The organism is Aquimarina sp. 2-A2, from assembly GCF_045505135.1.
In the GTDB taxonomy this organism is placed as follows: domain Bacteria; phylum Bacteroidota; class Bacteroidia; order Flavobacteriales; family Flavobacteriaceae; genus Aquimarina; species Aquimarina intermedia.
Genome location: NZ_JBJKFI010000001.1, coordinates 460,377 through 478,911 on the forward strand (window position 1 = coordinate 460,377; position 18,535 = coordinate 478,911).

14 protein-coding genes are annotated in these 18,535 nt (G+C 34.4%); 4 read left to right on the plus strand and 10 right to left on the minus strand.

Annotation, left to right across the window (positions count from 1 at the left end; genetic code table 11):
• Positions 1–2: 2 nt before the first annotated feature.
• The 6 genes from ACJRPK_RS02005 to ACJRPK_RS02030 form a co-directional block, all read right to left on the minus strand.
• On the minus strand, positions 3–2,069 hold the full coding sequence (locus tag ACJRPK_RS02005) for a gliding motility-associated C-terminal domain-containing protein (protein WP_407138200.1): 2,067 nt from the start codon (positions 2,067–2,069) through the stop codon (positions 3–5).
• Between the two features lie 533 nt (positions 2,070–2,602).
• A complete protein-coding gene (locus tag ACJRPK_RS02010; RefSeq protein ID WP_407138201.1) occupies positions 2,603–3,124 on the minus strand; it encodes an OmpH family outer membrane protein in 522 nt (173 codons plus the stop codon).
• Positions 3,125–3,350: 226 nt separating this feature from the next.
• Positions 3,351–4,202 carry a class I SAM-dependent methyltransferase gene (locus ACJRPK_RS02015; protein WP_407138202.1) on the minus strand — a complete coding sequence of 284 codons (852 nt, stop codon included), beginning with the start codon at positions 4,200–4,202 and terminating at the stop codon, positions 3,351–3,353.
• Between the two features lie 496 nt (positions 4,203–4,698).
• Positions 4,699–6,570 carry a tRNA uridine-5-carboxymethylaminomethyl(34) synthesis enzyme MnmG gene (gene mnmG, locus ACJRPK_RS02020; RefSeq protein ID WP_407138203.1) on the minus strand — a complete coding sequence of 624 codons (1,872 nt, stop codon included), beginning with the start codon at positions 6,568–6,570 and terminating at the stop codon, positions 4,699–4,701.
• A gap of 42 nt (positions 6,571–6,612) precedes the next feature.
• On the minus strand, positions 6,613–7,032 hold the full coding sequence (gene ybeY / locus ACJRPK_RS02025; protein WP_407138204.1) for an rRNA maturation RNase YbeY: 420 nt from the start codon (positions 7,030–7,032) through the stop codon (positions 6,613–6,615).
• Positions 7,025–10,462 carry a DUF4175 family protein gene (locus ACJRPK_RS02030; protein ID WP_407138205.1) on the minus strand — a complete coding sequence of 1,146 codons (3,438 nt, stop codon included), beginning with the start codon at positions 10,460–10,462 and terminating at the stop codon, positions 7,025–7,027. Before ACJRPK_RS02030 ends, ybeY begins: the two co-directional genes overlap by 8 nt.
• Positions 10,463–10,693: 231 nt before the next feature.
• On the opposite strand from ACJRPK_RS02030, the gene gltX reads away from it, so the two are divergent.
• From gltX to ACJRPK_RS02045, 3 genes are all read left to right on the plus strand, one after another.
• Complete coding sequence (gene gltX, locus ACJRPK_RS02035; RefSeq protein WP_407138206.1) at positions 10,694–12,202, plus strand: glutamate--tRNA ligase; 1,509 nt, start codon at positions 10,694–10,696, stop codon at positions 12,200–12,202.
• A 154-nt stretch (positions 12,203–12,356) separates the two neighbouring features.
• Complete coding sequence (locus ACJRPK_RS02040; protein ID WP_407138207.1) at positions 12,357–13,208, plus strand: DUF4382 domain-containing protein; 852 nt, start codon at positions 12,357–12,359, stop codon at positions 13,206–13,208.
• Between the two features lie 178 nt (positions 13,209–13,386).
• Positions 13,387–14,334 (plus strand): SPFH domain-containing protein, encoded by a 948-nt coding sequence (locus tag ACJRPK_RS02045; RefSeq protein WP_407138208.1) that lies wholly within the window; start codon positions 13,387–13,389, stop codon positions 14,332–14,334.
• 239 nt (positions 14,335–14,573) lie between these two features.
• On the opposite strand, the gene ACJRPK_RS02050 is transcribed toward ACJRPK_RS02045, so the two are convergent.
• From ACJRPK_RS02050 to ACJRPK_RS02065, 4 genes are all read right to left on the minus strand, one after another.
• Positions 14,574–14,822 (minus strand): DUF6327 family protein, encoded by a 249-nt coding sequence (locus ACJRPK_RS02050; RefSeq protein WP_407138209.1) that lies wholly within the window; start codon positions 14,820–14,822, stop codon positions 14,574–14,576.
• Between the two features lie 28 nt (positions 14,823–14,850).
• Positions 14,851–15,201, minus strand: a complete 351-nt coding sequence (locus ACJRPK_RS02055; RefSeq protein ID WP_407138210.1) for a phage holin family protein — start codon at positions 15,199–15,201, stop codon at positions 14,851–14,853.
• Positions 15,202–15,210: 9 nt separating this feature from the next.
• Positions 15,211–15,594 carry a YtxH domain-containing protein gene (locus tag ACJRPK_RS02060; RefSeq protein WP_407138211.1) on the minus strand — a complete coding sequence of 128 codons (384 nt, stop codon included), beginning with the start codon at positions 15,592–15,594 and terminating at the stop codon, positions 15,211–15,213.
• A 189-nt stretch (positions 15,595–15,783) separates the two neighbouring features.
• Complete coding sequence (locus ACJRPK_RS02065) at positions 15,784–17,916, minus strand: glutamine--tRNA ligase/YqeY domain fusion protein (RefSeq protein ID WP_407138212.1); 2,133 nt, start codon at positions 17,914–17,916, stop codon at positions 15,784–15,786.
• Positions 17,917–18,132: 216 nt separating this feature from the next.
• On the opposite strand from ACJRPK_RS02065, the gene folB reads away from it, so the two are divergent.
• Complete coding sequence (folB, locus tag ACJRPK_RS02070; RefSeq protein WP_407138213.1) at positions 18,133–18,492, plus strand: dihydroneopterin aldolase; 360 nt, start codon at positions 18,133–18,135, stop codon at positions 18,490–18,492.
• The last annotated feature ends 43 nt before the right edge of the window (positions 18,493–18,535 follow it).

The window sequence follows — 18,535 nt, forward strand, 5'->3', positions numbered from 1 at the left end:
AATTATCTCATTACTGTTATTGAGCCCTTACGGATAACAGAACTGTTTTTTGTAATTATATAATAGTATACTGTCTCTTTTGATCCATCCGTATCATTAGGCCAGTCTCCATTTCTATAATTGGTGGTTTGTAAGGCTATTTGGCCTCTTGAATCATATATTATCACTTCTACCTCTGGCGAACCAGTCAACTCATCAGGTAAATTCCAATGATCATTACTGCCGTCATTGTTAGGCGTAACGATGTTTGGTATAAAGGCAGAGAGCGCAGCTTCTTCACTAACGGTTACTATTGGTGTATCCAAACTACAAATAACGGAAGCTATTCTAACGAAGTAATCACCGGTCTCGCTGACGGTGATCTCATTGGTAGTTGCTCCTTCGATTACTTGTTCTTCATCATCCACGACCCTATACCACTGATAAGTGTAACTGTCATCCGGTGGAACGGTCAATGTAATGGATCCGTCTTTTGGAAGACTATCGGGTGTCAATGTTATTTCTGTATCAGAAGCAACATACTTCACAGAAACTTCATTTGATAGTATGTTACTAAATTCGCCAGTTTTGAGATCCGCCTGCAGTCGATACACCGCATCCTGGTCAGCTGTGTCGACCGTTAAGGTTGTTGCTGTTTCTCCTGTTGTTGCTCCATCAGCTAACCATTCAAAATCAAAAAAGGAATATTGATCTTGTGTGAGGGGTACTCTCAAATCGCTAGCGGTAACACCCACCATTTCTTGAAGTGCGATGTCAACCGTAGTATCATCACAGGTTAGATCAGATTCTGAACCAATGGTACTTTCAAAACCAACAGGTGCAAAAATTTCAGTTTCAGATTCGATTACACTATTACAAGCATCGGTTGCCTGTATTCTAACTCGATACCTACCTACAAAATTAGCTTCAAATGTAGAGGTAGTTCCTGATAGTGGTTCTTGTTTTTGAAGATTTGTATCTACAAACCATTGTACAGTACTTCCCTCGGGAGCGTCAGTGGTAACTTGCAGTGTTATAGTTTGTGTTGGTAATATTATTAAATTCTCAGGTAAAGTTTCTGTGATGCTAGAGCCGTTATTAGTTACCGCTATAGGATCAGTTGTTACCGTACAATCCTCACTGTAACGTACCTCTAATGTATAATTACCACCAAAGTCGTTGTCAGGTAAAGTAATTGTAGAGGCGATTTCTCCTTCAATCGCTGTATCGTTTTTAAACCATTGGTACGTATAATCAGTATTCGTTTCACTCGATGTTAAAACTTTTGGGTCTTGCGGACAAAAAGCTATCGACGGTCCTTCGTTAATAAAAACGTCTGCTACATTTACAATAAATACATTGGTGGCATTAGAATTCGCATTAAAAACACCTTGACAGGCACCTAGATTTATTCTCGCAAAATATTTTCCTTCCTGGGTAACTGTATAACTGGATGAAGTCTCTCCCGGTATAACATTACCACTGCCAGGTCCTGAACCTAATTCTCCTCTTACCCACTCCCATGTATAGTCATCAGCATTTAGTTCATTGTCATTAGAGTCTAATACTACTAAACTAATAATTTTAGAAAAACTAGTTACGTTACAAAGAATCACATCCTCGTTAAGATTTAATCGTATTCTTTTAACTCCTCCAAAATAATGCATTGCAATTTCGACCGATTCTGCGCTAACTATCGCATCATGTGAGGAGGCTCTTACACGTAGACGATACGTATCGCTATTTACGGACTCATCCATGGTGAAATTTTCAAATCGAATTTCAGAATCCGTAGTTGTTCCATTATTTGGTCCTGTAACTCGTGCTAATTCAATAATTTGATTTGGATCGTCAAAGGTACCGTCAGGGGCGGATGCTTCTAAAATAAATTGATTATTAGTTTCTAATGCCGGTCCATCTGATAAAGTAGCTATAACCGTAAAGGTATTATTACTGGGGCTTGCACAAATTTGAGTAGAGCCGTTTTCAAAAACGGGAGCGCTTATAGCGCGTTGTGCTGCTAGCTCATGAGAAGAAATGAGTAGCACTGCCAAGAGAAGTAAAGATGTTAGGTTAAGCATATTTTTCATAATTCACACTTAAATTAGGGTGAAAAACAGCACATTAGCATTGCGATTTGGGACGCATGTTAATAATATTGTTAATATAATTATAGTAAAAACATAAAATTATAAATTATATTATTACGGCAAACGTTTATTTTACTTTTTTTTGTAATAATATTCTTACCTTTAATATTTTTGATTGAATAAGAATCATCTAAAACAAGGAAATTACTACCTAATACATCGTATATAAATGATAATCAGTGAAATAAAATCATTAAATGTGGTCTAAATAGTATATTCATCTTCCTATATCGACTATTAAAGCTATCCAATTCAACCTAATATTTCAGCCTAAAACAGCTTAATTGTTAACTATTTAACATTTGAAATAGCACTATACCTATAAAAAAACGTCAGATAGACACGATCAAATGCAAAGTAAATACGTTTATTGGTATACTACAATTTGAGGGAAATAATCACCTAAAATTTAGCAAACAGGCATAAAAAAACCCGATGGCAAGTATCAGGTTTTTTGAACGGTTAAAAGCTTGTTAATTTGAATCTGACGTTTCTTTATTAAGCTCTTCAATAATTTTATCAGTAATATTTAATTCTTCTTTACCGTAAAGAATATTACTCACCTCTGTATCTCCAAAAATGTAGGTATATCCGTTAGTTTTACCGTATTCTTGTATGAAATCCTTAACTTTTACAATAATAGAATCTATTTCAGTCTGGCTACCTTGCTGAATCTCTTGCATACGACTCTGCTGCTCCCCTTGCAATTGTTGCTGCTTAGCCATTAACTCTTGCTCTTTCTTAGTACGATTAGCCTGAGACATGGATTTCATGATATTTTGATACCCTTGTACTTCTATTTGAAATTGTTTTGCCTTTTCTTCTAACTCTGCACGTACCTCATTATTCTTCTTAGTCCACTTTTCTTGTGCGACTTTCATTTCAGCAAATTCAGACACAACCTTGGTGTTATTAACATAAGCCGTTTTCTCTGATGTTTGGTTACATGCTACGAATGAAATACTAGCTAATGCAATCCATAAAAATTTTCTCATTTCTTAAATTTTAGTTTAACGCAAAAATATTAAAGTTTATAAGTAAAAATACGACACTTCTCATAATTTATTGAAATCAATAAAATTTATATATAAACCAATATTGATAATTACAAACTATAAAAAACCGATTTCATACACCATGCTTTAATGGTAAAAATACAATCGTTGATATATTATCTCATGTATATATATAATCACCCCTTAAATCGCTTTAAAATAAGTTTTAAGCTTTTTTAAGTATATATATATGTGATGAAAACTCTTTTGACCTCATAGCTTTTAAATTAGATAACAAACCGATGTAAAAACCCTTTAAAAAGTTCATTTTACCCGATTTATATTTTTCCGATAAAAGGGATACATAAAATGAATCAAAAATCATGGGCTTGATTGATACTAATTCGAACCCATACTCTTTAGATATATTTTTTATTGACTTTTTAGAAAAATGCCAAAGGTGACGTGGGACATCATAGGCCGCCCAGAATTCTTTATAATAGGTAGCATCATACGATTTATAATTTGGCACAGCAATAATCAAGATTCCATTAGTATCTAGATACTTTTGTATTTGATTGAAGGTTGCATCCAAATCAGGTATATGTTCTAAAACATGCCATAGGGTAATAACATCATATTTCTGAACTGGTAGGTTGGATAGTTCATCAACCAAATTGATATTTTTAGTTAGGGCAATATTTCTAGCCTCTATATTTGGTTCGACTCCATATGTTGACCAACCTTCTTTATTTGCAGCTATCAAAAAATCTCCAGTACCCGCTCCGATATCTAACAGTCTTCCTTTTACGGATACCCGTTGGTTAATTAAATTAACTTTTTTTTGGAGCATATAGTTTTTAATAGCCTGATAAAGTTTTTCGAAAAAATTACGTTTAGCGTCGGTATGTGAAATATAGTCTTCACTTTGATAATAATTTGGCAAATCCTCTAGCGTAGGGCGTGGGTGAGTTTCAAGTGAATCATACTTTGTATTATATAGTAACTCAAATTTTTCACCACTCACTGTGTAGTCTTTACATTCTATATATACAGGTTTTAATTTTTCGTCTGTCATCCTTACTTTTTACACATGTTCGTTTAAATCATTTAACTACGTTTTTTTATTACTTTCTTGATAACTCTCGGTAACATATGATGGATCTACGTTACAACCTATCCCCTGCAAACCTATTTATATTTTACATTACCTACAAACCACTTTTGAAATTATATTTTGTAAAAGAGTATCACTCTATTCGGCTGTAAGAAAACCCTGTTTTCAACTCAAAATTCCTATGTACACTTTAAATATATATACAATTGATTTTTTATATAATTCTTTAAATATTCTGGATTTCCGATAACGACCACCTGACAATTATAGTTAAAACAACTTATACTATTGCTGATACGTATGCTCTTAATAAAAGGTGGTTTAAAATAGATTTGATGAATTTCATGTGTCATCAAGCTGTTTTATATAATTATAATTTATATAAACATACTTAATATCGTTACATCTATGTGGTAAACATCTTCTTCACTAGTCGATGTTCCACGTGGAACGCATATCATCTTCCCATATATACCAACAGAACAGAAACATCGCTTGGAGATACTCCGCTTATCCTAGAAGCCTGCGAAACCGTTGCAGGTTTAATTTTGGTCATCTTTTCCCTAGCTTCATAACTCAAGGATTTAAGTTTTGTGTAATCAAAATTGGAAGGGATTTTGACATCCTCTAAGCGATTCAATTTATCTGCATTGTTTTTTTCTTTTTCAATATAACCGGCATACTTAACTTGGATTTCGGTTTGTTCAAGAATCTCGGTATCCAAATTATGTTCCTCTATATATGATGCTATTTTATTAAAGTGTTTAATATCCTCTAATGTTATTTGAGGGCGTGCAAAGAGTTTAAAAAGTTTCCCGCTTTGATTAATTATAGAAGAATTCTTTTCTTCTAAAACCGGATTCGCTTCTTCTGGTGTCACACTAGTGTCCTTAAAGAACTGAACGAAAGCTTCAGACTTTTGTTGCTTTTCTTCCATACGACGCATACGCTGTTCGTCAGCTAATCCCAATTCGAACGCTTTGGGTGTTAACCTGAAATCTGCATTATCCTGACGTAAGAGTGTTCTATATTCTGCACGAGATGTAAACATTCGATACGGCTCTTCTGTACCTTTGGTAATTAAATCATCAATCAACACCCCTATATACGCTTCGTTTCTTTTAAGAATAAATGCATCTCTTTCTTGAGTTTTTAACGCTGCATTAATTCCCGCCATCAATCCTTGTGAAGCTGCTTCCTCATATCCTGTAGTTCCATTTATTTGTCCCGCAAAAAATAATCCTGAAACTAATTTAGTTTCTAAGGTATGAGTTAATTGTGTTGGTGGAAAATAATCATATTCGATAGCATACCCCGGACGAAAGAATTTTACATTTTCGAAACCAGCCACTGATCGCAATGCTTTAAATTGTACATCCTCTGGTAATGATGTTGAAAACCCATTAATATACATCTCTACGGTATCCCAACCTTCTGGCTCTACAAAAATCTGATGACGATCTTTATCAGCAAATCTATTAATCTTATCCTCAATCGATGGACAATATCTAGGTCCAAGGCTTTGAATTCTCCCATTAAACATTGGAGAACGATCGAATCCTTCCCTAAGCACATCATGCACTAATGACGATGTGTACGTCATATGACAGGATCGTTGCTGATTTAATGGCTTGGTTAAATTAGTATAACTAAATTTTTCAGGATGTTCATCGCCTGGTTGTTCAGTCATTTTAGTAAAGTCCAAGGACCTACCATCGACCCGTGGTGGTGTTCCGGTTTTCATTCGACCAGCGTCAAAACCTAAATCAATTAACTGTTCTGTGATTCCTGTAGCAGCTCTTTCTCCTGCTCTACCTCCACCAAAGTTTTTTTCTCCTATATGAATTAAACCATTAAGAAACGTACCGTTTGTTAGTACCACAGATTTAGCTTTAATCTTTATTCCCAAAGAAGTCTGAACACCGGTAATTTTGTTGTTTTCAATCAGCAACCCACTAATCATCTCCTGATAAAAATCAAGATTAGGAGTACGTTCTAGCATTAAGCGCCACTCCTCTGCAAAGCGCATCCTGTCACTTTGAACACGTGGACTCCACATCGCGGGACCTTTGGATTTATTCAACATTTTAAACTGAATTGCGGTACGATCACTCACTATACCACTATATCCGCCAAGCGCATCAATCTCCCTTACGATCTGTCCTTTTGCAATTCCTCCCATTGCAGGGTTACAACTCATCTGTGCAATGTTTTGGAGATTCATTGTCACCAATAAGGTACTACTTCCTAAGTTTGCAGCAGCAGCTGCGGCTTCGCTCCCTGCGTGCCCACCACCTACTACTATAACATCATATTCCTTTTCAAACATAGTATTCTTCTTTTGTTCCACGTGGAACATTAGTAAATTATGTTATTGTTCCACGTGGAACAATGCTAATTTTTCGTTTTCCTTGGCTGTCATTAACGATTGTTCATCATCTGTTTTATCGGTGTATCCACACAAATGCAAAACTCCATGAACAAGCACTCTTCTCATTTCTTCCTCCACACTGCATCCAAAAATAATTGCATTTTCGATAACACGCTCTTGCGAAATAAATATGTCAGCACTTAATGCTTTCCCTATTGAGTTGTCAAATGTAATTATATCCGTGTACGTATCGTGCTCTAGAAATTTCTTGTTAATGTCAAGAAGATATTCATCATCACAAATAATATACGTAATCTCATCGATTGTTTTTTTCTCTGTTACAGCAACATTCTTTAGCCAATTTATTAAGGGTTGCTCATTCAGTTTTTGGGTATTCTCCTCGTAGTAAAAACTAATCATTTGATTTATTAAAATAGGTTTTAACCTTCTCCTTATAATTTTGCCGCAAAGGTAATACTTGTCTTTCTAATATCTCAGTCGTTTTAAAATATTGTTTGATTTGTTCTTTATTCAACGAATTGACGCCCTGATACTTTTGACGATTAGTTTTACTTTCTCTTTCTTCTTTCTTTCCCTGCTCAAAAGCTGCTTTATCAAGTTTCAATAATTGATGTTTTAAGTCCATCATTCTCTGTAATGTTTGCTCATTAAAACCTTTTTGTAATAATTCATTTTCTACCCCTTCCATCCTCTTTAAAACATTTGTTCCTTTGTCTTTTACACCTGCTTCATTCATTTTTTGTTCAAGTGCCTTACGTAATTCTTGTTGTGCTTTGTAAATTTCGAAAAGCTCCCCGTTCATTTCTTCTTCTCCGAATTCACCTTCTCCACCTTCATTACCGCCTTCCCCTTTACGGTTTTCTCCCTTTCCCTTAGAACCTTTTTTGCCGTCACCAGCTTGTGATGAATTACCGCTCTTTTCTCCTTGCTCCCCTTCCTTACCTACTGATTTCTTTTTATCAGAATTCCCGCTTTTCTCACCTCCTTGCTCACCTGATTCTTTCTCAGATGTTCCTTTACCATCCTTACTTTGTCCCTTGCTTCCTTTTTGCATTCGATCATTGAGCTCTTCCTGACTCTTTATAATATCAGGTAATTGAAATCCTTTACCTTGACCTTTTCCACTACCCGAAGACGGTATGCTATTTTGCATCTGCTCTAAAACATTACTTAACAAATAGGCTAAATCATTAGCACCGGTGATTGTAAACTGCTGACTCGCCTTGCCCTGGATAAGCTGATTTTCTGCAAGACGTTCAATTGATTTGTCTAAATTGAACTCAACATCACTCAACTTATCGGTAACGTCATCTGTAATTTCAGGTGTACGTAATGCCAGCGCATATAAACTATCATCCACATGAACAAAGTTCTCTCTAAGGATACTCTGTCTTTTTAACTTGTCAGAATACGATGGATTATTAATAGAAATTTCTGAAAACTCTGTAAGCAAAGTTTCCTGAGATAATGAGAAATCTACCAAATTATCCAAAATCTGACGTAGCATCTCAGCATCTTCTTCCTGTTGTGCTTCTCCCGACATTTGCATTTGATTTTGCATTTTGGCAGCCATATTTTTCATTTGCTGTGCAGCGGATTGTTGATTTTTTTTCGCTTCAGCTTGTTTTTCTTCCTTCAAATTGTCAGTAGCCTTTTCTTGTTCTTCACTAATTAGATCCTCAGCTTTTTTGTCAAACTCTAAGTTCATTGGTTTTTTTAAACTCTCGTTATCTCTCTCAAGTTTATCTAAAGCCTCTTTCAATTTATCGAAATTCTTAGACAAGCTGTCTTGTGCTTGCGTAGTATTTTTTTCTTTATCTCCTGCTGCTAACTCTTCTTGCTTTTCTGCTAACCTCAATAAATCATCAGCTAATTTATCATGCTTTTCTTTTACATAAAATCGTTTGGTTAGTTCTAGTAACTGCTCCAAATTCTTTTTAATATTTTTGTTCTCCTTAGCTAGCTCATTTAATTTTTCTGTTAGCTTTTCACGGTTAATATCCTGTGCTAGCTTTTCAATTTCCTTCAGTAATTCTTCGTTCTTTTTTAAGCGCTCTTGTTGTCGTTCTAATTTTTCTTTAAGGGCGTCTTTAAATGGTTCTTTATTTTCCTCCGGCGTTTCTTCTGATAGATTATTTTGAAGTTTCTCTGAGAATTTTTTCATCAGTTGCTCTTGCATCTTTTGTTTCTCCAAAAAATCTTTGAGTTTTTGTTTGTCCTCATAATCCATATTAGATTGCTCCTTTTGCAACCTAGATAACCGTTGAAGTTCATTTTCAGAATCTTCAAATTTATTTAAAGTTGCATCCAAATTTTCCAGAATGGATTTTTGATTTTCTAATCGTTTTTCCTCCTTCATCTGTTCCGACAATTGACTATACATAAAAACTTTACTAACCGATTTCTTATAATTATGCAATGCATCATTATCCCAAACCTCAAAAAAATACTCGTAGGTTTTACCAGGTTCAAACTCGATAGATGTACCTAAATCATATACAAATTCAGAAAAATTACCCTTATCAAATTTTATGTTTTGGTACTGCTCTGGTGTGGATCGATCTGTATTTTGATATACAATTCGAAGCTTAGTCAATCCATAATCATCACTAATTTTTCCATAATAATATCTCGTATCTGTTCTTAAGCTATCAATATGTTCCTGTACCGTAATTTTGGGAAATTCATCTTGTATACTAGTAATCTTATATGCTAATTCATCATAATTACGAACATTGATATTAGAGGTGGCTATGGTGTAATTAAAAGAGTTGTACACTCTTTGTTCCCTTGTAAAGGCATTATTGTTTTTTACAAACTTCATAATGCTATCCTCGGCTATAAAAGATATAGTATCCGTGTTTTTTGATATAATATTCCAACGTACTTTTGTCCCTTCAGGAACCACAAAGTTACCTGTATTAAGCATTTGTTCATCCTTTAACCCTGTATAGTTAGGAAACTCCAAATCCACTTTTAACTCAATCAAGTTGGGAACATTGATAACACGTAACAGATACTCATTTGACCGAACTCCATTTGCTTCGATAAAAAATGATTTGGATTCTGACATTTTTTCAAACAAAAATTCAAATCCATCAATCGCTTTTTTGGACATATAATAACTCTCATTATCAAAATGTATGGTTAGCATATCAGGAATAGTCGATCCAACTACTTGTACACGTAATACATAATCCTTGTTTTCATGCACAGATAAATCATCATTTTCAATCAAATAATTAAAAGGTGCCGGTGGTACGAAAGATGTATCATACTTTACGAATCGATCATAGCTAGAAGTAAACCAATCAAAACCACTTAGAGCAGAGAAGAACAAGAAAAGAATAATGGGCAATACAATGTATTTAAGGTGTTTGACATTACTCTTAAATGTAATTGCTTTTTTAAAGGGAACCGGACTAAGCGCTTTTGCCTTTTGATCAATACTAGCAAGTAGTAAATCACTCTTAACTCGGTTATCACTTAATTGAAGTAAATTAAGTAACCTGTCATCAACCTCTGGAAAATGATTTCCGATAAGGGTAGCAGCATGGGAACTCGAAATTCCTTTTGATAAACGTAATAATTTGACAATAGGTAGTATAATAAAAAATATAAATAAGATTATCTCTACTAGTACAAATAAATAAAACAACAAAGTTTTACTAGCTGGAGATAAATACAATAAATGCTCTACAGCCACAGAAACAATAAAATATAATGTTCCTATGGATATAAAAAGAATACCCCCTTTGATCAATTTATTGAGATAATACTTCTTAATAAATCCTTCTAACTTTGATTCTATATATTGAAATCGATTCATGTAAATAACCTGTTGACAACTTAACCTCTAAAACTACAATTTTATTTTGTAAACTGCTCTATTACAAAAGTCAAAAATGCTCTAATACTCTTAGCAACATGAATTATACCAAGACCGTACAATACGCTTAAAGATAACATTGCACCTAATGTTTATAATTAATTAAAAAGCAATAGGAAGATTGTATCTTTGCACCACACATAAAACACTAACAAAAAAATCATTTTTACGATGAACAATGTACGGGTACGATTTGCTCCCAGTCCAACAGGACCATTACATATCGGTGGACTACGCACTGCACTATTTAATTACTTATTTGCTAAAAAAAATAATGGAACTTTTATATTGCGTATAGAAGACACTGATCAAAACAGATACGTAGAAGGGGCAGAAAAATATATCAGCAACGCTTTAGATTGGTGTTCCATACCGTACGATGAAGGTCCCGGTAAGGAAGGTTCATACGGTCCTTATAGACAAAGTGAACGAAAATCTTTATATAAAGATTATGCCAACCAACTTATTGATAGCGGGGCTGCCTACTACGCTTTTGATACTACAACCGAATTAGACAACATTCGTAAAAACTACGAAGCAGAAGGAAAAACATTTATTTATAATTGGCATAACCGAACTACGCTTAATAACTCCCTTTCTCTGTCAAAGCAGGAAGTCGATAAAAAACTAGCAGCAGGTGATACTTATGTGATACGTTTCAAAAGTGATCGCACCGAGCCGTTACTTTTGGAAGATGAAATTCGAGGAACTATCACCATTGACACTAAAACATTAGATGATAAAATTTTATTTAAAAGTGATGGTATGCCAACGTATCACTTGGCTAATATTGTAGATGATCATCTTATGAAAATATCTCATGTAATTCGTGGTGAAGAATGGTTGCCATCACTTTCGTTGCATGTGTTGCTTTACCGAGCCTTTGGTTGGGAAAGTCCAAAATTTGCTCACCTACCGTTAATTCTAAAACCCGTAGGTAAAGGAAAGTTAAGTAAAAGAGACGGAGACAAACTAGGGTTTCCTGTTTTTCCATTACTATGGGAAGACCCAAAAACTAAGGAAATATCCAGTGGTTATAGAGAAGACGGATATTTACCAGAAGCTGTTATCAACATGCTCGCTTTTCTGGGTTGGAATCCCGGGACTGAACAAGAAATATTTACACTTACTGAATTAATCGAAGAATTTGATTTAAAAAAGGTAAACAAATCAGGAGCTAAATTCGATCCAGAAAAAACCAAATGGTTTCAACAACAGCATTTACAAGAAGTACCTGCCGAACAATTAGTTGCCACCTTCAAAGAGATACTTTATGAAAAAGAAATTACCACCACTCTTGATATCAAGAATATTTTAAATCTTGTGAAAGAACGTGCGGTATTTACGAAGGATCTGTGGGATCTAAGTTCGTTTTTCTTTATTGCACCTCAAGAGTATGATGAAAAGGCTTTAAAAAAGGCCTGGAAAGAGGATACACCTGTATTAATGCATGAGCTAAATAGAGTGCTAACGGATATCTCGGATTTTACTGCTACCAATATATCTACGATCGTAAAATCATGGATTCAAGCACAAGAAATTAGTTTTGGTAAAATCATGATGCCTTTAAGAATTGCACTTGTCGGTTCCTTACAAGGTCCAGATGTTTTTGAGATAGCGTCCATCATTGGAAAAGATGAAACTATACAACGCATTGAACAAAGTATCAAGACTGTGTAGTCATAAAAACTAAAGTAGAAAAGCCCGATCCTAAGTGATTGGGCTTTTTTGTACCAGCTCATCAGAAAAAGGGAAATGTAAGTTTAAGTTGTTATAGAGGTATCCAACACTAACAAACCTAATTCTTGTAAAGGATTAATTAAAACCCAAAATAATGAAAATTAAAAACCTAATTCTTGCTGCATTAGCAGTAGTTACAACTCTAACAAGTTGCTCAAACGATGAAAGCAATGCTTCCGGCAAAATGGTAGTGCGAGTTACTGATGCCCCTTTTCAATATGACTTAGTTAAAGAAACGAACGTAACCATTACCAAAATAGAAGGCAGAAGTGAAAATAAAGATGCAGCATCTAGTTACGTAACTTTAACTGAAAAAGAAGCGACTATTAATTTATTAGAATTAAACAACGGTCTTACCGAAACGCTAGCAGATATTGAAATCCCATCTGGTAGCTATAACTTATTTAGAATCTATATCAAAGATGCCAGTGTCGTACTTAAAGATAGTACTGTGTACGACCTTAAAGTTCCAAGTGGAGCACAATCAGGATTAAAAGTATTCGTGGATCCATTTATTACAGTTGGAGAAGGTACTACCGGTGAGATTTTATTAGATTTTGATATCAGTAAATCATTTGTAGCGCAAGGTAATCCTAATTCTGCAAATGGAATAACAGGATTTATTTTTAAACCTGTAATTAAAGCGTCTAACTCCTCAACCTCATCTTCTCTTTCTGGAACCGTTACTGGCGAATCTTTTGAATTTGGAACAGCTCCTATTGCTTTAGAGGGCGCACAAATTTCTGTATTTGCTTCTGATACCTTAAATACTACGACATTTACTAATGCCGATGGTACTTATAAAGTAATGGGATTATCAGCGGGAACCTACACTGTGACAGCTGAAGCAAATTTCTATACTATGGAAACTGTGGAAAATGTTACCATTACCTCAGGTATAGATGCTATTCAGGATTTCTTATTAAAGCTTCCTCAGGAAAACTAAAATCAAACTAACTATGTTGGATAGACAGCCTGTACATGTATAGGCTGTCTTTTTTTTGGTTAAAATATAGAAGGACAAGGTTATTATTTTCCACATGTAACATTGTTATTCAACCTTCATAATGTAAACTATTTAAAATATTAGTAATTTACATACCTAATCCATAACCAAAAAAATTATGACTTTCTTTTTAATACCTATATTCATTATAGGCTTTATCATTTTACTGTCCGGTATCTTTACTGTGAAACAACAAACCTCTGCCATTGTCGAACGTTTTGGAAAATTTCTAATCGTTCGTAATTCCGGGCTGCATTTTAAAATTCCGATGGTTGATCGTATTGCAGGAAGAATTAATCTCAAAATTCAACAACTTGATGTCATTGTAGAAACCAAAACAAAAGATGATGTGTTTGTTCGTCTTAAAATTTCTGTGCAATACCAAGTCTTGAAAACGAAAATATACGATGCTTTCTACCGACTCGAAAACCCTCAAGATCAAATAACATCTTATGTGTTTGATGTTGTGCGAGCAGAAGTTCCTAAAATGAAACTAGACGATGTTTTCGAACGAAAGGATGATATTGCTATTGCTGTTAAGAGCGAACTAAATGAAGCTATGATTGATTATGGATATGACATCATCAAAACATTAGTTACAGACATCGATCCAGATCTGCAAGTTAAAGAAGCTATGAACCGTATTAATGCCGCTGAGCGTGAAAAGATAGCCGCAGAGTATGAAGCTGAAGCTGAACGTATCAAAATAGTGGCTAAAGCACGTGCCGAAGCAGAAAGTAAACGACTACAAGGTCAAGGTATCGCAGATCAACGTCGTGAAATTGCAAGAGGACTTGAAGAAAGTGTTGATGTTCTTAATAACGTGGGAATTAATTCTCAGGAGGCCTCAGCACTAATTGTAGTAACTCAGCATTACGACACCTTACAATCCATCGGTGAAGAAACGAATAGTAATCTTATTTTATTACCAAATTCTCCACAAGCAGGAAGTGATATGTTAAATAATATGATTGCATCTTTTACGGCATCCAATCAAATTGGCGAAGAAATGAAAAAGCAAAATCTAAGAAAATCACTAAAAAATAAAAAAACTGATGATAGCTAGGAAAGAGTTTTAGTAAACCATCTTTGAATCTTCTGAAAAAAGCATAAATTTATTAAATCATTATTTTTAAGCCTTGTATTCGGTTTAGCATAGCGTAAATGTAGAATTACAAGTTAAAATAAAAAAAACCCATTAGATCGCTTCTGATGTAGTTGTTTTTAATCAGAAAAAGTTATTGATAGTAGATTTAAATAGATTCTGTTTATAATAAAAAATCCCATCAATGTGATGGGATTTTTTTACTCTATTTTTTTCACTCGGGTAATGCCGAGCATTTTATTTACAGCTTTTAATACAAACGCTTTTTTAGCAATTGCGCCGGCAATATTACCGATGGTTCTAAAAACTGAAAAATTTTCTTTGGTAGTATGATAACTAATTTTAATTTCTTCCAAATTAATTTCCTTCTGCAATTTTAAAAATTTAAGATCTCTATTAATCTCCTCAAAACTGCTATAAATTTTCATCCCTGTATTAGACTGATTCATATAATTTAATTTTTATTGCAATTCTTGATTAGTCATTAAAGAAAATCCTTGAATATTTAATTAGTAATCGTTTTTTGAAATATGATTTACCAAAAATAGCAAGCAGTACCATAACAATTCCATAAAATCCAGCCACAATAAAATATCCAGCTGGTATATGATTGATAGCTTGACCTATCCAAATAGAAACTCCTACAGAAAGAAATATTAATATCAACATCAATAAGCTACCCATGACTAATGTATTAGCCAAGGATATTGTGCTTTTCATTGTTTTCTTAAAAAGATCTAACTTGTAGTATTCGATGCTAGTCTCGACATAACTTCGAACATTCTTATCAATCTCTTTTACATTATCGGTTAGATTTTCAAACGCCATAGACCCTTATTAAACTACTGCTTTATTAGCGCTCGTTTTAGTTTTTTCAACGGTTACTTCTTTATGTAATTTCGCGTTTTTTTTTCTCAACTCCTCCAGCTTGTTCTCCATTGCTAATAAAATATCATCAGCCTTATAACTCGCATTAGAAAGTGTTTCCTCCAGTTTAGATTCAAACTCTACTTTAGCTTTTGCTGCTTTTTCACCAATAATAGATGCAGTCTCTTGATATTTTTGGTTTAATTTAAGCTGTGCATCCTTAGCTCCTTGTTTAAGCTTTTTTCTTGTTTTATCGCCACTTTCGGGAGCATATAGTAATCCTACTCCTGCTCCGATTATAGCGCCTGTTACTAATGCTAATAGGGTATTTCCTGTGTTTCCTGAACTTGACATATGAATTGATTTTAGGTTAATAATTAGTAAGCTAAATTACAATACGTATGCATCTTAGGCTGTTAACAACGGGTTAATTAAACCGGTTACTATGTCAAAATTTACATAAAATTACTAAATAAAGACTAAAACGATTCTATTATCCTAAAGAAACCCTTAAATAACTAAAAAATATCAATAATCTTAACACTACAACAACTCTTGAACCATAGTTTTGAGAGCTTTATTTTCTGTCATTTGTTGAATTTGTATTATACGATCCGTATGTTGAGTTACTACATCAGGATACCTTTTTAAAATTATCATAGCTTCAAGCTGAAGCAACTCGTTGTCATCATCAAGTGCTTCAAGTACAAACTTTTTACTATCCGCATCTAGATCTAAGTCGTTACTTTCCAAGATCACCCCTGTAGTCATCAAGGCAACTATACGTGAACCTATTTTCTTTTTCGCTGTTCCAAACAACGGACGTACTTCCTCATAAGAAACTTCTTTGGCAAGCTCCAAAATGGTAGCTCTTAAGTTTAAGCGTTTCTCATCGGGTAAATTTGTATATTTTTTACCTGATTTTTTAATCTCGTCGATAGGTTTGCTCGTCGGTTTAGTAGATTTTGGTTTCGCACTAACCTCCTGTTTTTTCTGTTTGGGTGTCTCTTTAGCCCAGGTATCACGTAACCCAACAGTTTTATTAAACACTAAGTTTTCCGGAGTACTGTCCTGATCTACATTAAAATACCCTAAACGCTGAAATTGAAAGTGATCTAATGGTTTGGCTGTACGCAAATGTGGCTCGACAAATCCCTTTATAACCTTTAAAGATTCCGGGTTTAAAAATTCCATATAATCTTTATCCTTATGACCATCCGGTGCCTCGTCTAAAAATAATCTGTCATATACACGAATTTCTGCTGGAATAGCCTGCGCTATCGATACCCAATGCAACGTTCCTTTTACGTTACGTTTAGAAGCCTCTGTACCACTACCCGATCTACTCGCTGGATCATAAGAACAATGAATCTCTATGATATCACCTTCATCGTTTTTAACCACTGATTCCCCTTTAATAATATAGGCATTTTTAAGACGTACCTCTTTACCGAGTGTTAACCTAAAATATTTGCTACCGGCTTCTTCTTTAAAATCCTCTCGCTCTATGTACAACTCTTTACTAAATGGTACCTGACGCTCCCCTGCTTTTTCATCTTCAGGATTGTTCTCAGCATCCAATAGTTCTACCTGATCATCTGGATAATTATCTATAATTAATTTAACAGGATCTAAAACCGCCATAACTCTAGGAGCTACTTTATTGAGATCTTCCCGAACGCAGAACTCCAGTAGCGATACATCAATAACATTTTCTCTTTTGGCAACACCTACGGTTTCAACAAATTTTCTGATAGATTTTGGAGTATATCCTCTTCTTCGTAACGCCGATATGGTGGGCATTCTTGGATCATCCCATCCTGAAACAACACCTTCTTCTACTAAACGTAATAATTTACGTTTACTCATTATAGTATAACTGAGATTTAAGCGTGCAAATTCTGTTTGTTTAGGTACAACCTTACCTTCTTCAGCAATCTGTTCCAGAAACCAATCATACAGCTTTCTATGGGGTTTAAATTCTAACGAACATAATGAATGGGTAACTCCTTCTATATAATCACTCTCACCATGGGTCCAGTCGTACATTGGGTAAATACACCAATCATCTCCCGTTCGATGATGTTTTTTCTTAAGAATACGATACATCAAAGGATCCCGCATTAACATATTAGGGTCTGCCATATCGATTTTTGCACGTACTACATACGAACCTTCTTCAAATTCACCATTTTTCATTCGTTCGAACAAATCAAGGTTTTCTTCAACAGGACGATCTCTATCAGGACTATTAGTTCCGGGTGAAGTTGTAGTACCTTTTTGATCTGCTATGGCCTCTGCACTTTGAGAATCAACATACGCTTTTCCTTCCTTTATAAGTTGAACGGTCCACTGATATAATGTATCAAAATAATCTGAAGAATAACATTCCTTATCCCACTCATATCCCAACCAACTAATATCTTTTTTGATTGCATCTACATACTCCTGCTCTTCCTTGGCTGGATTAGTGTCATCAAAACGCAGATTTACCGGCGCATTGTATCGCAGGCCCAAACCGAAACTTATACCAATAGCTTTGGTATGCCCAATGTGCAAATATCCGTTAGGCTCAGGAGGGAATCTAAAACGTAAATCCTCCTTGCGGGTGGTATTCTTTAAATCCTCTTCGATCAATTGCTCAATAAAATTGAGTGATTTTTTTTCTTCAGTCATCCGTTATAAAATAAAACGCAAAATTACTAAAATTCTGCACTCAGAACTGAATATATCCATCAAAACACATGTAAAATCATTGCTCTCCCAAATCCAAAATAGAAATACAATATCAAATGAGATACTATTGTTTTATGTAGCGCTTGTTAAGAAGTAAAATTGGGGCAATTAACGGTATCATGATTCTCAGTAATCTTTTATCTTTGTCAAAAAACTTTGGGAAAGATAACATTAAAGAATATCAAAGTATACAGCAATCATGGCTGTCTTGAAGAAGAAGGTAAAATAGGATCCGATTATCGTATTGATTTAAGCATATATGCGGATTTAACAAAATCTGCGATATCTGATAATTTATCGGATACTGTCGACTATGTTCATTTAAATAGAATTGTAAAGGAAGAAATGGCAATTCGATCCAAATTATTGGAGCACGCAGCAGAAAGAATTTTGATTAGAGTGTTGAAGGAGTTACCTTTAGTAAATAAAGTGGTGGTTGATGTATCTAAAATAAACCCTCCTATTGGTGGAAATGTAGCAATGGTAACGATTCGACGTAAAAAAAATAGAAGCTAAATTTTATAAAAAATTTGATTTTTCTTCTGTTAAATTGATAATC